The 13,004-nt window shown below is 71.7% G+C and carries 12 protein-coding genes; 4 read left to right on the plus strand and 8 right to left on the minus strand.

What is annotated here, in order from left to right; all coding sequences use genetic code 11:
* Positions 1-51 precede the first annotated feature (51 nt).
* The gene (locus tag ACIQFZ_RS14835) at positions 52-1,614 is read left to right on the plus strand and encodes a carboxylesterase/lipase family protein (protein ID WP_402691364.1); all 1,563 of its coding nucleotides are present in this window, start codon (positions 52-54) and stop codon (positions 1,612-1,614) included.
* A 491-nt stretch (positions 1,615-2,105) separates the two neighbouring features.
* Here ACIQFZ_RS14835 and mmuM read toward each other — a convergent pair whose 3' ends face one another.
* On the minus strand, positions 2,106-3,044 hold the full coding sequence (gene mmuM, locus ACIQFZ_RS14840; protein WP_365437044.1) for a homocysteine S-methyltransferase: 939 nt from the start codon (positions 3,042-3,044) through the stop codon (positions 2,106-2,108).
* Positions 3,045-3,116: 72 nt separating this feature from the next.
* On the opposite strand from mmuM, the gene ACIQFZ_RS14845 reads away from it, so the two are divergent.
* Entirely contained in the window at positions 3,117-3,485 is a 369-nt protein-coding gene (locus ACIQFZ_RS14845; protein WP_402691365.1) for a VOC family protein, read from the plus strand.
* 106 nt (positions 3,486-3,591) lie between these two features.
* A complete protein-coding gene (locus tag ACIQFZ_RS14850; protein WP_402691366.1) occupies positions 3,592-4,359 on the plus strand; it encodes an isocitrate lyase/phosphoenolpyruvate mutase family protein in 768 nt (255 codons plus the stop codon).
* 73 nt (positions 4,360-4,432) lie between these two features.
* Here the strand turns inward: ACIQFZ_RS14850 and ACIQFZ_RS14855 are convergent, their stop codons facing one another.
* The 7 genes from ACIQFZ_RS14855 to ACIQFZ_RS14885 form a co-directional block, all read right to left on the minus strand.
* A complete protein-coding gene (locus tag ACIQFZ_RS14855) occupies positions 4,433-5,524 on the minus strand; it encodes a lytic polysaccharide monooxygenase (protein ID WP_365435372.1) in 1,092 nt (363 codons plus the stop codon).
* 36 nt (positions 5,525-5,560) lie between these two features.
* Positions 5,561-6,697: a cellulose binding domain-containing protein gene (locus ACIQFZ_RS14860; protein WP_402691367.1), complete on the minus strand. Its 1,137-nt coding sequence runs from the start codon at positions 6,695-6,697 to the stop codon at positions 5,561-5,563.
* A gap of 153 nt (positions 6,698-6,850) precedes the next feature.
* The gene (locus ACIQFZ_RS14865) at positions 6,851-7,651 is read right to left on the minus strand and encodes an alpha/beta fold hydrolase (protein WP_402691368.1); all 801 of its coding nucleotides are present in this window, start codon (positions 7,649-7,651) and stop codon (positions 6,851-6,853) included.
* Positions 7,644-7,889 carry a DUF397 domain-containing protein gene (locus ACIQFZ_RS14870; protein ID WP_383058873.1) on the minus strand — a complete coding sequence of 82 codons (246 nt, stop codon included), beginning with the start codon at positions 7,887-7,889 and terminating at the stop codon, positions 7,644-7,646. Before ACIQFZ_RS14870 ends, ACIQFZ_RS14865 begins: the two co-directional genes overlap by 8 nt.
* Entirely contained in the window at positions 7,886-8,575 is a 690-nt protein-coding gene (locus tag ACIQFZ_RS14875) for a DUF5753 domain-containing protein (protein WP_402691369.1), read from the minus strand. Before ACIQFZ_RS14875 ends, ACIQFZ_RS14870 begins: the two co-directional genes overlap by 4 nt.
* 105 nt (positions 8,576-8,680) lie before the next feature.
* Positions 8,681-9,901 (minus strand): RNA-guided endonuclease InsQ/TnpB family protein, encoded by a 1,221-nt coding sequence (locus tag ACIQFZ_RS14880; protein WP_402691370.1) that lies wholly within the window; start codon positions 9,899-9,901, stop codon positions 8,681-8,683.
* Between the two features lie 249 nt (positions 9,902-10,150).
* Positions 10,151-11,398, minus strand: coding sequence for an FAD-binding protein (locus ACIQFZ_RS14885; protein ID WP_402691371.1), 1,248 nt, complete (start codon positions 11,396-11,398; stop codon positions 10,151-10,153).
* A 178-nt stretch (positions 11,399-11,576) separates the two neighbouring features.
* Between ACIQFZ_RS14885 and ACIQFZ_RS14890 the strand changes: the two genes are divergently transcribed.
* Positions 11,577-12,929, plus strand: coding sequence for a radical SAM protein (locus ACIQFZ_RS14890; protein WP_365431540.1), 1,353 nt, complete (start codon positions 11,577-11,579; stop codon positions 12,927-12,929).
* The last annotated feature ends 75 nt before the right edge of the window (positions 12,930-13,004 follow it).

Genomic DNA, 13,004 nt, shown 5'->3' on the forward strand with positions numbered 1-13,004 from the left:
GGTGTGCTTCGGAGATACCGGTGCAAGACGCGGCGAAGGGCTGGTGGGCGCATGACGGCCGACAGATCGGACCCCGTGGTCACCACCCCCTACGGGGCGGTGCGAGGCAGACATGAGCACGGAGTGGCCGTGTTCCGCGGCGTCCCGTACGCCGCACCCCCCTTCGGCCCCCGGCGGTTCCGGCCGCCGGTGCCGCCCGAGCCCTGGGACGGTGTGCGCGACGCCGCCCTCTTCGGCCCGACCGCGCCGAAGCCTCCGTACTCCGAGGCCTTCGCCCGGTACCTGTCCGACCCGGTCGTGCCCGGCGACGACTGCCTCAACCTCAATGTGTGGACACCCGACCCGGACCCGGGCGCCCGGCTCCCCGTCATGGTGTGGCTGCACGGCGGCGCGCTGACCCGCGGTTCCTCCGCCGTGCCGGTGTACGACGGGCGTGCCTTCGCCCGTGACGGCGTCGTCCTGGTGTCCGTCAACTACCGGCTCGGCGTGGAGGGCTTCGGACTGTTCCCGGACGCCCCCGCCAACCCCGGCCTGCGCGACCAGCTCGCCGCCCTGCGCTGGGTCCACGAGTCGATCGCGGCCTTCGGCGGCGACCCGGACCGGATCACCCTGTGCGGCCAGTCGGCCGGAGCCATCAGCATCGGCGCCCTGATCGCCGCCCCGCAGGCCCAGGGCCTGTTCCGGCGCGCGGTCCTCCAGAGCGGGCCCCCGGAGGCCGCCGAGCGCGGCAACGTACGGCGGATGGTGCGGCGCATGGCGACCCGGCTGAAGGTGCCCGCCACCGCCGAGGCGTTCGCCACCGTCGACCGGGACCTGCTGCTGCGCACCCAGGCCGAGGTCGGCCGGCTCAGCAGCCCCGTCCTCGGCGGGCCCGCCTTCGGCATCGTCGTCGACGGCGACCTCGTCCCACGCGACCCGCTCCAGGCCCTGGTGGAGGGCGACGCGGCGCGGGGAGCCGACCTCCTCATGGGCTGGACCCGCGATGAGTACCGGCTGTGGCTGGTCCCGGGCGGGCTGCTGGAGCGCGTCGACCGGCTCGGCCCGGTCGCGCTGGCCGGCGCCATGGCCCGCTGCCACTGCGGCCACGAGGTGGTCCGCGGCTACCGGGCGCTGCGCCCCGGGGCCGGCACCGCCGAGATCGTCGGCCAACTGGTCACCGACCATCTGCTGCGCCGACCGCTGCACCGCCTGGCCGACGCGCGTCCGGGCTCGTCGTACGTCTACGAGTTCGCCTGGCCCTCGCTGCTGCCCGACCTCGGCGCCTGCCACGCCCTGGAACTCGGCTTCGTCTTCGACACCGGCGACGTCCCCGGCTCCCGCAGGCTCGCCGGGGAAGGCGCCCCGCAGGAGCTGGCCGACGCCATGCACACGGCCTGGGTCCGCTTCGCCACCGACGGCGACCCCGGCTGGCGGCCCTGGGACGCCACCCACCCGGTACACGTCTTCGGCGACGGCCCGCCGCACACCGTCCCCGGCCCACGCGACGCCGAACTCGCCCTCTGGACGGCCGCCCCCGAGCCGCACCCCGCCCCGGACGGCACCCGAGCCCGCGCCGCGGAACTCCGCACGGTGGTACGGCGCCTGCGGCGCCCGGGCGGGGTGAGCGGCCACTGACGATCTCCTGCCGGGGGAGGGGGGTCACGGTCCCGCGCGATGCCGAACTCGCCTTCTGGTCGGCCGTCCCCGAGCCGCCCTCTGCCCCGGACGGCACCCGAGCCCGCGCCGCGGAACTCCGCACGGTGGTACGACGCCTGCGGCGCCCGGGCGGGGTGAGCGGCCACTGACGATCTCCTGCCGGGGGAGGGGAGCAACGGCCGGAACCTGGACGGAGGCTGCGCCGACCGGCCGGGGCCCACAGCAACCGGGCGATCGCCGTGTTCGCCCGGGGCCGGGCCCGGCAAGAGCCGCCGCCGACCGGGGCTGGTGTCGGACCGGGCACTGGTGTGCCGTCCGGCGGATTGCGCCGGGGAAGCGGTGGCGCGGCCACGGTGCCGTCGGCACGTGGGCCACCGCCGTGATCGCCGGGTTCCGTCCGGCAGGAGTCGCCACCCGCCGGCTGTTGGGGCGCGGGTGGCCGCCGGCCCCGTGAGGGTGCCGTGGGGCCGCTACCGGGGCGACAGCACGCGGGCGATCTCCGAGATCGCCCCCGGGCCCACCCGGCAGCAGCCGCCGATCAGGCGGGCGCCGAAGGCGCGCCAGCGTTCGACCTGGTCCGGGGTGAAGGTGGAGCGACCGGTCCAGGCGCGGGACTCGGCGTCCCAGGACTCGCCGCTGTTGGGGTAGACCACGACCGGCTTGCCGGTGACCCGGGCGGCCGTCCGCGCCGCGGCCGCCGCGTCGCCGGGGGCGCAGCAGTTCACGCCGACCGCGATCACCTCGTCCGCGTCGGCGGCCAGGGCGAACGCCTTCTCCAACGGCTGCCCGGCGCGCGTACGGTCACCGGCGACGGTGTACGAGAGCCAGGCCGGCACCCCCAGCCCGCGCACCGCCCGCAGCAGCGCCCGCGCCTCGTCCGTGTCGGGCACCGTCTCCAGGGCCAGCACGTCGGGCCCGGCGGCGGCCAGCACCTCCAGGCGGGGCCGGTGGAAGCGCTCCAGCTCGTCGACGGTGAGCCCGTACCGGCCCCGGTACTCGGAGCCGTCGGCGAGCATCGCCCCGTACGGCCCCGCCGACGCGGCCACCCACAAGGGCCGTACCACCCCGAGCGCGCGCGCCCGCCGCGCCGCCTCCCGCGCCGACTCCACGCTCAGCCGCATGAGCCCGGCGGCCCGTTCCCGTCCGATGCCCCGCTGTGCGAACCCCTCGAAGGTGGCCTGGTAGCTCGCGGTGATCGCCACGCTCGCCCCGGCCTCGAAGTACGCCAGATGCGCCTGAGTGACCGCCTCCGGCCGCTCGGCCAGCAGCCGCGCCGACCACAGCTCGTCGCTCAGGTCGTACCCGGCCGACTCCAACTGGTTCGACATACCGCCGTCGAGCACGACCGCCCCGCCGTCGAGCGCGTCGGCGAGGGCGGGAGAGGTGACGCTGGGGATGACGCTGTCCATGACGCGACGCTAGCCGATCGGGCCCCGCGAAATTCCCCTGCACGGCCCCGGACGCCCTGACATCATCCCCGTATGACCTCCGCCATACGCCACGTCACGATCGACTGCGCCGACGCCCACGCCCTGGGCACCTTCTGGTCCAAGGTCCTGGATCTGCCGGTGCACGAGGACGACAAGCCGGGTGACGACGAGGCGTTGATCGAGGGCGCCGGCCTGCTCTTCGTCACGGTGCCGGACTCCAAGACGGCCAAGAACCGCGTGCACCTGGACCTCCAGCCGCAGGACCGCACCCGCGACGAGGAGGTGGAGCGGCTGCTGGGCCTCGGCGCGACCCTGGTCGCCGACCGCCGCAAGCCGGACGGCACGGGCTGGGCGGTGCTCGCCGACCCGGAGGGGAACGAGTTCTGCGTGGAGCGCGGTACGGGGGAGCGGGCGGGCTGAGCGGAACGGTTCGGCCGGGGCCGAAACGACCCGGCCCTAGCGTGGGCCGTATGAGCGAGAACGCCTACGAGGCGCCCGCCGCGGTCGATGCCGTGGGTGACCTGTCATGACCGCCTTCGCCGACCTCCACCGGGCCGACGAGCCGCTGCTGCTGCCGAACGCCTGGGACGCGGCCTCCGCCCTGCTGCTCGCCGCCCGCGGATTCCCGGCCATCGGCACCACCAGCCTCGGCGTCGCAGCCTCCGCCGGACTGCCCGACGGTGCCGCCGCGACCCGCGAGCTCACCCTCCGCCTCGCCCTCCTCCTCGGCTCGCAGCCCTTCCTGCTCTCCGTCGACGCGGAGGGCGGGTTCAGCGAAGACCCGGACGAGGTGGCCGAGTTCGCCCGGCAGCTGTGGGAGGCGGGGGCCCGCGGCGTCAACCTGGAGGACGGACTCGGACCGCCCGACCGGCACGCCGCGAAGATCGCCGCGGTGAAGTCCGCCGTGCCCGGCCTGTTCGTCAACGCGCGCACGGACACGTACTGGCTGGACGACGGAGACGTCACGCGGACACTGCGCCGACTCGACGTCTACCAACAGGCGGGCGCCGACGCGGTGTTCGTCCCGGGGCTGACCGAACCCGAGGCGATCGCCGCCCTCGTGAAGCACCTCGACGCGCCCCTCAACATCCTCTACTCCCCGGCCGGCCCCGCCGTCCCCCACCTCGCCGACCTCGGCGTACGCCGGATCAGCCTCGGCTCCCTGCTGTACCGGCGGGCGCTGGGCGCGGCCGTGGAGGCGATGGCCGCCGTCGCGGAGGGGCATGCTCCCGAGGGCGCCGCTCCCTCGTACGCGGAGGTGCAGGCGCTCAGCGCCCGGGAGGGGCCCGCGTAGCGGACTTCCCCGGCGCACATGAGAGGGCGCGCCGGCAGGGTGCCGGCGCGCCCGGTGCGGGACGGTGCGGGTGTCAGCTCGTGGTGCAGCTGATCGAGCCGACCGGATAGTTGTTGCCGGTGGATGTGGCGGTGAATCCGAAGAAGACACTGCCGTTGGGAGGTACGGTCCGGTTGTAGTCGGCGTTCTTGACCGTGATCGTGCCGTCGCCGGCCGTGGTCAGGTTGCCGTTCCAGGCACTGCCGATCTTGGTACCGACGCCTGGCTTCCAGGTCACCGTCCAGCCGTTCAGCGGTGCCGTGCCGTGGTTCATCACTTCCACGGAACCCTGGAAGCCGCCGCCCCAGGAGTTCTCCACGTTGTACACGGCCATGCAGGAGCCGGTCTGCGGATCCGTCGGAGTGGGGGTCGGGGTGGGAGTCGGAGTCGGAGTCGGGTTCGGCGAGCCGGAGTTCCGGATGCCGGTCACCTCGCCGTGCCCGCCGTCGAAGACGATGTCCGAGCAGGAGAAGAAGTTCTCCTGGCTGTCGGAGCGCACCCACTGGATGAAGATCAGCGCGTTGCCCGAACGGCCGGAGGGCAGAGCGAGGTTCCAGTAGTAGTGGCCGCCGTCAGTGCCCGGGGACCCGACCTGCGGCGGGTTGCTGACCGTCTGGATCAGGTCCAGGTCGGCCCAGCGCAGCTGGGACGTGGACGACCAGCCGGGCTTGGTCAGGTAGACGCGGAAGTCACCCGGGTGCGCGGCCCAGTTGCTGTACTGGACCTGCATCGAGGACCCGGAGGTCAGATGGGTCCGGGGCCAGTCGGCGCGGGCGGCGTTGTAGGCGGAGAAGTCGTACGGCGAGCGGTCTCCCGCGCTGCACAGGGTGCCGTCCGGCACGTAACCCTGGTTCCGACCACCGGCGTTGGAGTCGAGAACCGCGAACCAGTTGTACAGGGGCGTGGCGCCGCTCTTGTTCAGGGCGTCCCGGCACGCGGGGTTCGTCGGGTCGAGACTGCCGGTCGCCGTGCGGGCGTCCACGTAACACAGATAGGTACGTGAACCGGGCATCATCGCCACGCCGTGCGCCTCGGCACGGCCCTGACCGAGCAGGGTCAGGCCCAGTGCCGCGAGGAGGGTGGCGAAGGCCGCCGCCACCGATAAGAGTCTGCTGCGTCGAGCCACGTTCGGTCCTTCCTTCCTTGTGGGGGTGGTGGTGCGTCAGGCAGTGGTGCACGCAGTGCCGTTGAGGGTGAAGGCGCCCGGTGCGGCGAACGTGCCGCTGTAGGTGCCCTGGAAACCGAACGTCTGGCTGCCGTCCGGCGCGATCCCCTTGTTGTGCGACAGGGCAGTCGCGGTGACGGCACCCGAGGACGGGTTCACCGTGGCGTTCCAGGCGCTGGTGACGCGCTGCCCGGAGGGCAGGGTGAAGCCGAGCTGCCAGCCGTCCACCGCCGCCGAACCGGTGTTGCGGACGGTGACGTCGGCGGTGAACCCGCCCGGCCAGACGTTCGTGGCGTACGTCACCGAGCAGGCGGCCTGGCCACCGGGGTTACCGCCCCCGCCGCCACCGTTGCCACCCGTGCGGATCTCCGACGAGAACGACGTCACGGCGAGCCCGGTACCGTTCTGCCAGGGCTCGAAGCCTGCCTGGATACTCGTCAGGTACCAGTTGCTCGCGGCCATTTGACGGGAGACCGCCTGCTGGACGAAGTCCATCACGTCGAAGTTCCAGCTCGTGATCGCCGACGGGGCGACGAAGGACAGCACGTTGTTGGAGCCGTTGCTGCCGGACCACACCTGCCAGGACCGGCCGGCGACCGTGGCCGTGCCGGTCTGCGAACCCACCGGCTGGATCGGTCCGACCTTGTTGAACCAGACCATGATCTCGGTCCTGTTCACGCCGTCCTTGCGCGGCGTCGGGTCCAGCCAGATGTCGTAGGCGGCGTCGTAGACCGCGTCGCTGACATAGCCGTACGAGATGCTGGTGGGTGCGCTGGAGATGGTGTCCAGCCGGGCCGGGAGCGAGGTGCCCGGCGAGCAGTTGGTGTAGTGGCAGCCGTTGTAGACGGACGGGTACGACTTCGGAGCGCCGTTGGTGGCCGCCGAGCCGTCGGCCCGGTTGATCCGGAAGCCGGAGTCCGTGACGGTGATGCACTGGGCGGCGTCGGTGCCCCAGCGGTTGTTCTGGACGACGTAGCGGCCCTGGATCGTGGTCGTTCCGAAGGCGTCGCAGATCTGTGTGTCGGCGTGCGCCGCCGGAGCGGCCGCCAGGAAGGCGGCGACCAGGGCGAGAGCGGTGAGCAGCGCGCACAGTAAGCCGCGCGCGGGGTCGAGCCGATGGGACAGCAGTCGCATAGGGGCCTCTTCGAGGGCGACGTCGGAGGGAGGAGTGCTCCCGCTTGCACCTCCATGGGAGCGCTCCCACCGTTTGAAACGGGACTATAGAAGCGACGCATGTCCCTGACAAGACTGTGGGTGAGTCAAAAGAGGTTGCGAGAGCGGGCTGTTTCAGCCCTGCACACCCGTGCGGCCGGCCCCCAGTGCCTCCACAAGGCGGTCCGCGAACGCCTCAGGGTGCTGGACGGCGCCGATGTGCCCACCGGGGAACTCCGCGAAGCCGCTGCCGTACCGCTCGGCGAGGAACGCGGCGGTGCGGTGCAGGAGCTGCCCTCGGGGGTCGGCGCCGGCAGCGAGCGTGAGAGGTGCCGAGGGAGGAGCCGTGTGCGGCACGTACGAGGTGAACGGAACGAGCACATGGGCGAGGAAGAGAGCCATCGGAGAGGACAACTCCGCTTCACGGGAGAGAGGTTGGCCGCCCGTGCCGTCCTCTCCCGCCTCCCGTTCCTCCAGCACGGCGGCGAGCCGTGCTCCCGCGGCCTGCGGCCCCGCCGCCCGGTACGTGTCGTACACCTCCTGGAACCGTTCCCGCTGCCGTGCCCCGTCCGGCAGCGCCGCCACGCACGGAGGCTCGTGGGCGACGACGTGCCGCAGCCGCTCCGGATGACGGGCCAGCAGGTCCAGGGCGACGATGCCACCGGAACTGGTGCCGAGGACATAGGCCGACTCCCCCTCGGGGAGGACCTCGTCGAGCACCCGGCGTGCCCCGTCGCTCCACTCCTCGACCCGCTGGTCGGTGACGGGCTGCCCGAGTCGTCCGTGGCCGAGACCGAGCGGGTCGTAGGTCACGACGGTGAAGCGCCGGGCGAGATACGCCGTCATCCGGTCCAGCCCCATGGGATGCCCGGCCCCACCCGGGATGACGAGCAGCACGGGCCCGCTGCCGGACACGTCGAAGCAGAGGTCACTCATGCGCGGCGAACCCTGTGAACTCCGACCAGGCGGTGGGGGAGAGGGCGAGCTGAGCGCCGGCGGTGTTCTTGGAGTCGCGTACGTGGATAGTGGTGGGGCAGGTGGCCACCTCGACGCAATCGCCTGAACTGTCTCCGCTGTAGGTGGACTTGCGCCAGCCGAGGGCCACTTCGACGCAGTCGTCGCCGTCGGTCCCGCTGTAGCTGCTCTTGAACCAGGCCAGTTCGTCGGTGCTCATAGCGCTCCTCGCATCTGCTCCAGCAGGCTCCGGGAATCGTCCGGGGTGAGATTCTGTGAACGCAGTTTCGCATAGCGCATGTGGAGCACACTGATCGTCTTCGGATCGACGGCGAACCGGCCGCCCCGTTGCGCCTCGCAGTATGCGAACCACTCGTTTTCGGGGCTTTCCGCGAGTCGGATAGGTCCGTCGAGGCAGGCGCGAGCGCCGCGGTTCATCGGCATCACTTGGAATTCCAGGTTGCGCGGTGCGGTGGCTTCCAGGATGTGGTCGATCTGCTGGCGCATCACCGCTCCTCCGCCGGTCTCCCGCCGAAGGACGTGCTCCTCCACGATGAAGCTGAACGACGTGTTGGGCCGCTCTGCGAATAGCGACTGTCGCTCCAGGCGGGCTGCGATCATCGCCTCGATCTCCGGGTCGGCGAGCAGGGGCAGCCGTACGCTGAACCGCCCGCGCGCATACGCCTCCGTCTGCAAAAGCCCCGGCACCAGCCGGTCCTCGAAGGTGTACAGGCTGATCGCCTGCTCCTCCAGCTCCGCCCACTGGCGGAACCAGGACGCCAGCCCCTTCTCCCGGCCGACGTGCTTGTACACGCCCTTCAGCGCGCCGATGGCGTCCAGTACCTCCTCCGCGCGCTCGACGAACACACGGGGCGGGAAGCGTCGCCCTTGTTCGATCGACGCCACGATCCCCGGCTGGTAGCCGACGAGTGGAGCGTAGTCCTCCTGGGTTTGACATGCTCCTCGGGCTGAAGCCTGAGGATTCTGGCCGTCCCACGGGTTGCTGTGCCGCTAGGCAGCACGGTTTCCGTGTGGGATTCCTTGGCTTCCTGTTTCTTCACACTGTGCCAGAACGGGTTCTGGTCTTACCGGCGCTCCGCAGGCTGTCGCCGCCAGTCCGGCGGCCTTGATGTTGAGGGCGGCGTTGTGGTCCCGGTCGTGGAGAGTTCCGCAGGCGGTGCAGGTCCATTCCCTCACGTGCAGGGGTTTGGGCCCGTCGCGGTGGCCGCAGGTGGAGCACACCTGGCTGGTGGGCTCGAACCTGCCGACCTTGACGAAGGTGCGCCCGTATCGCTGGGCCTTGTAGGCGAGCATGGTCACGAACTGGGACCAACCCGCGTCGTGGGCGCTCTTGGCCAGCCGGGTGCGCGCCAGGCCGCCCACCGCCAGGTCCTCCACCGCGACCGCTTGGCTATCGCGGATCAGCTGTGTGGAGAGTTGGTGGTGGAACTCGCGGCGCGCGTCGGCCACCCGCGCGTGCGCGCGGGCCACCTTCCGGCGGGCCTTTTCCCGGTTCTTCGAGCCCTTCTGCTTGCGGGACAGCTCACGCTGGGCCTTCTTCAGTTTCTTTTCCGCGCGGCGCAGGAAGCGCGGGGAGCCGATCCTTGTGCCGTCGGACAGGACCGCGAAGTGGGTGAGCCCGAGATCGATGCCGATGCTCTGGTCGGTGTCGGGCATGCGCGCTGCGTCGGCGGCCGGGTCGGCGTCGACGACGAAGGAGACGAAGTACCGGCCCGCCGCGTCTTTGATCACGGTGACACTGGACGGGACGGCGGGCAGGGCACGCGACCATTTGACCCGCAGCTCGCCGATCTTCGGCAGGCTCAGCCGGCCGACCGGTGTGATGGACCAGCGGGCGTTGGCGGTGAACCGGATCGACTGCCGCGCGTCCTTGCGCGACTTGAAGCGCGGCGAGCCCAGCTTCGGGCCCTTGCGTTCGCCTTTGCGGGAGGCGAAGAAGTTGCGGTAGGCGGCCTCGGCGTCCCGCAGCGCCTGCTGCAGCACCACTGCGGAGACCTCGCCCAGCCAGGCGCGGCCGGGCGTGCGCTTGGCCTGGGTGATCAGCTGCCGGGACAGTTCGGCGGCCCTGGGGAAGGGCAGGCCCTGCCTGCGGGCGTCCTCGCGGGCGCGCACCGCGTCGTTGAACACCACGCGGGCGCACCCGAACGCCCTTGCCAGCGCGCTGCGCTGACCGGGCTTCGGGTACAGGCGGAAGCTGTACCGAAGCTGCATGATCCGGACGCTAGCACCAGCCACTGACAGTCCGGGGTGGATCAGCCGAATCCAGCTGCGCTGGAACGATCCTGCGACGCTCCGCGTCGCACCCTCTGGATTCGCTTCACACCGAACGGCTCCCGGTGCTGCGGGAGCCGGACGGCGAGGGCGGGCGTGGGCTTCTGCTGGTGGCGGCCGTGTCCGAGAGGTGGGGTGTGGAGCCGCGGGCGGGCCGTGCCTACAAAGTGGTGTGGGCTGAGGTGAGGGTCACGGGGCCAGGAGGTCCGCGAGGAAGGCGTTCGTGAACTTTCCGGCCGGGTCCAACTCCCGGACCAGCGCGCGGAAGTCGTCCAGGCGCGGGTACCGGTCGCGCAGTACGGCCGACGGTGTGGTGAACACCTTGCCCCAGTGCGGGCGGGGCTCGAGGTCGGCCAGCGCCTCCTCAAGGCGGCGCACGACTGGCAGCACGGCGGCCGTGTCCTCGATCCAGGTGAAGTGCGCGGCGACGGTGTCCCGGCCGTACGAGGGGCTCAGCCACTGCTCGTCGGCGGCGACGGTGCGGATCTCGCACGTCTGGAGCACCGGGGCGACCGTCTCCCGGATCCCGTCGAGCGCGTGCAGGACGTCGAGGGCGTACCGGCGCGGCAGCAGGTACTCCGACTGCAACTCGGCGCCGCTGCTCGGGGTGAACTCGGCGCGGAAGTGCGGCAGTCGCTCGTGCCAGGGTCCGGGCACGCCGAACTGCTGCGTGCAGTTCTCCGCCGGCATGCCGGGCACCGGGTGCAGCGCGACCTTGGCCGGTACCGCCCAGGGGAAGGCGGGCAGCGGCTGGTCGGTGCGCCGCTTGAGCCACACCTGGCGGAAGCCCGGGTCGCGCCAGTCGGTGAACAGGCTGACGCTGTAGGCGGCGGCCGCCACGGTCTCGAAGTCCAGTCCGGCCAGGGGAAGTTCGGTGAACAGGTGTTGTTCGACCTCGTAGGCGGGCTCCAGGTCCAGGGTGAGTGCGGTGACCACGCCGAGCGCGCCTAGGGAGGTGACGGCCCCGCCGAACCGCGGGTCGCCCCGGCCGACGACGACCGTCGAGCCGTCCGCGGTGACGATCTCCACCTCCCGCACGGGGGCGGCCAGCGGACCGTTGCCGACGCCGGAGCCGTGGGTGCCGGTCGCGACCGAGCCGGCCACGGAGATGTGCGGCAGGGAGGCCATGTTGGGTAGGGCGAGGCCGTGCGCGTGCACCTGGCGGGCCAGTTCCGCGTACCGGAGGCCGCCGGCCACCCGGACCGTGCGGGCCGCCGTGTCGACGTCCGCCTCGGCGGGCAGCGCCTCCAGGGAGAGCAGGGTGCCCCCGGCGCCCGGGTCGGCGATCTCGTTGAAGGAGTGCCCGCTGCCCAGCACCCGCACCCGCGCGCTGCGGGCGACCAGCTCCCGCACCGCGTCGAGCGAGCCCGGCCGGTCCACCTCCGCGGCGCTGTAGGTGATGTTCCCCGCCCAGTTGGTCACGGTCGTCCCGGTCATCCCGCTCTTCCTCCCCCTCACGCCCTCACGCCACGACCCACAAGGTCATCGGGCGAACCTACCCGACGGCCGCCGGGCAGGGGTTCACGGCCTCCGTGCGGGGGACCCGGCACGACCCGCGCGCGAGCGTAGGCATACCGTGAGAAGTCGTACACGCGAGTCGGGAGGAGTCAACGGGATGGACAGCCGTACCGAGCTGGTCGAGGATCTGATGGAGCGCTTCCCGCATGTGCCGCGCGAGGCCGTCTTCAAGGAGGACCTGCTCCGGGGCGGTGTGGCCTTCGACCCCTCCGCGCTGAGTGACAACGAGAGCGGCGAGGTCAAGCCGAAGTCGTACTTCATCTTCTCCTTCGACCACGGCACCCTGCCCGAGCTGGGCGAGGCCGCGCTGCGGCGGCCGCCGGAGGAGATCATCCTCACCGGCGGACCGTACGACCTGCGGCGGACCGTCGTCTCCGTACGGGTGAACCCCGCCTCGCCCTACCGAGTGGCCGCCGACGACGAGGGGATGCTCGGCCTCTACCTCGACGGGAAGCGGATCGCCGACGTCGGCGTGCCGCCCATGCCCGAGTACTACCGGCACAAGCTGTCCAACGGGAAGTCCGTGATGGAGGTCGCCCCGACCATCCAGTGGGGCTACCTGATCTACCTCACCGTCTTCCGGGTCTGCCAGTACTTCGGCGCCAAGGAGGAGTGCCAGTACTGCGACATCAACCACAACTGGCGCCAGCACAAGGCGGCCGGGCGGCCCTACACCGGCGTCAAGGACGTCGAGGAGGTCCTGGAGGCCCTGGAGATCATCGACCGGTACGACACCCAGAAGGCGTCCACCGCCTACACCCTCACCGGTGGCGCCGTCACCTCCAAGGTGGCGGGCCGCGACGAGGCCGACTTCTACGGCCACTACGCCAAGGCCATCGAGGAGCGCTTCCCGGGCCGCTGGATCGGCAAGGTCGTCGCACAGGCGCTGCCGAAGCCGGACGTGCAGCGGTTCAAGGACTACGGCGTGCAGATCTACCACCCCAACTTCGAGGTGTGGGACCGACGTCTGTTCGAGCTGTACTGCCCGGGCAAGGAGCGCTACGTCGGCCGCGACGAGTGGCACCGCCGCATCCTGGACTCCGCCGAGGTGTTCGGCGCGCGCAATGTGATCCCCAACTTCGTGGCGGGCGTGGAGATGGCCGAGCCCTTCGGCTTCACCACCGTCGACGAGGCCATCGCGTCCACCACCGAGGGCCTGCGCTTCTTCATGTCGCACGGCATCACGCCCCGCTTCACCACCTGGTGCCCGGAGCCCACCACCCCGCTGGGCAAGGCCAACCCGCAGGGCGCGCCGCTGGAGTACCACATCCGGCTGCTTGAGGCCTACCGCGCCACGATGGACGACTTCGGCCTCTCCTCGCCCCCCGGCTACGGCCCGGCCGGCCCCGGCAACGCGGTCTTCTCGGTCAGCTCCTTCATGGACAGCCTGCCGGCGGAGCCGGCGCCGCGGGAGACCGCGGAGCAGGGGGCCGGCGGGGCGGCGCGGTAGTCCTCCGCGGCGCGTTTTCGGATCCCGTGAGCCGAATGGGGGCTTCGGTCCCTACTACGGAGCGGAGTTGAGGAC

It is taken from the genome of Streptomyces sp. NPDC093064 (assembly GCF_044754605.1).
GTDB lineage: Bacteria > Actinomycetota > Actinomycetes > Streptomycetales > Streptomycetaceae > Streptomyces.

Excerpts from the sequence above, each read along its gene's own strand:
- ACIQFZ_RS14835 (WP_402691364.1), top strand. The coding sequence starts at position 52 with ATGACGGCCGACAGATCGGACCCCGTGGTCACCACCCCCTACGGGGCG.
- mmuM (WP_365437044.1), bottom strand. The coding sequence starts at position 3,044 with ATGGACAGCGTCATCCCCAGCGTCACCTCTCCCGCCCTCGCCGACGCG.
- ACIQFZ_RS14845 (WP_402691365.1), top strand. The coding sequence starts at position 3,117 with ATGACCTCCGCCATACGCCACGTCACGATCGACTGCGCCGACGCCCAC.
- ACIQFZ_RS14850 (WP_402691366.1), top strand. The coding sequence starts at position 3,592 with ATGACCGCCTTCGCCGACCTCCACCGGGCCGACGAGCCGCTGCTGCTG.
- ACIQFZ_RS14860 (WP_402691367.1), bottom strand. The coding sequence starts at position 6,697 with ATGCGACTGCTGTCCCATCGGCTCGACCCCGCGCGCGGCTTACTGTGC.
- ACIQFZ_RS14865 (WP_402691368.1), bottom strand. The coding sequence starts at position 7,651 with ATGAGTGACCTCTGCTTCGACGTGTCCGGCAGCGGGCCCGTGCTGCTC.
- ACIQFZ_RS14870 (WP_383058873.1), bottom strand. The coding sequence starts at position 7,889 with ATGAGCACCGACGAACTGGCCTGGTTCAAGAGCAGCTACAGCGGGACC.
- ACIQFZ_RS14880 (WP_402691370.1), bottom strand. The coding sequence starts at position 9,901 with ATGCAGCTTCGGTACAGCTTCCGCCTGTACCCGAAGCCCGGTCAGCGC.
- ACIQFZ_RS14885 (WP_402691371.1), bottom strand. The coding sequence starts at position 11,398 with ATGACCGGGACGACCGTGACCAACTGGGCGGGGAACATCACCTACAGC.
- ACIQFZ_RS14890 (WP_365431540.1), top strand. The coding sequence starts at position 11,577 with ATGGACAGCCGTACCGAGCTGGTCGAGGATCTGATGGAGCGCTTCCCG.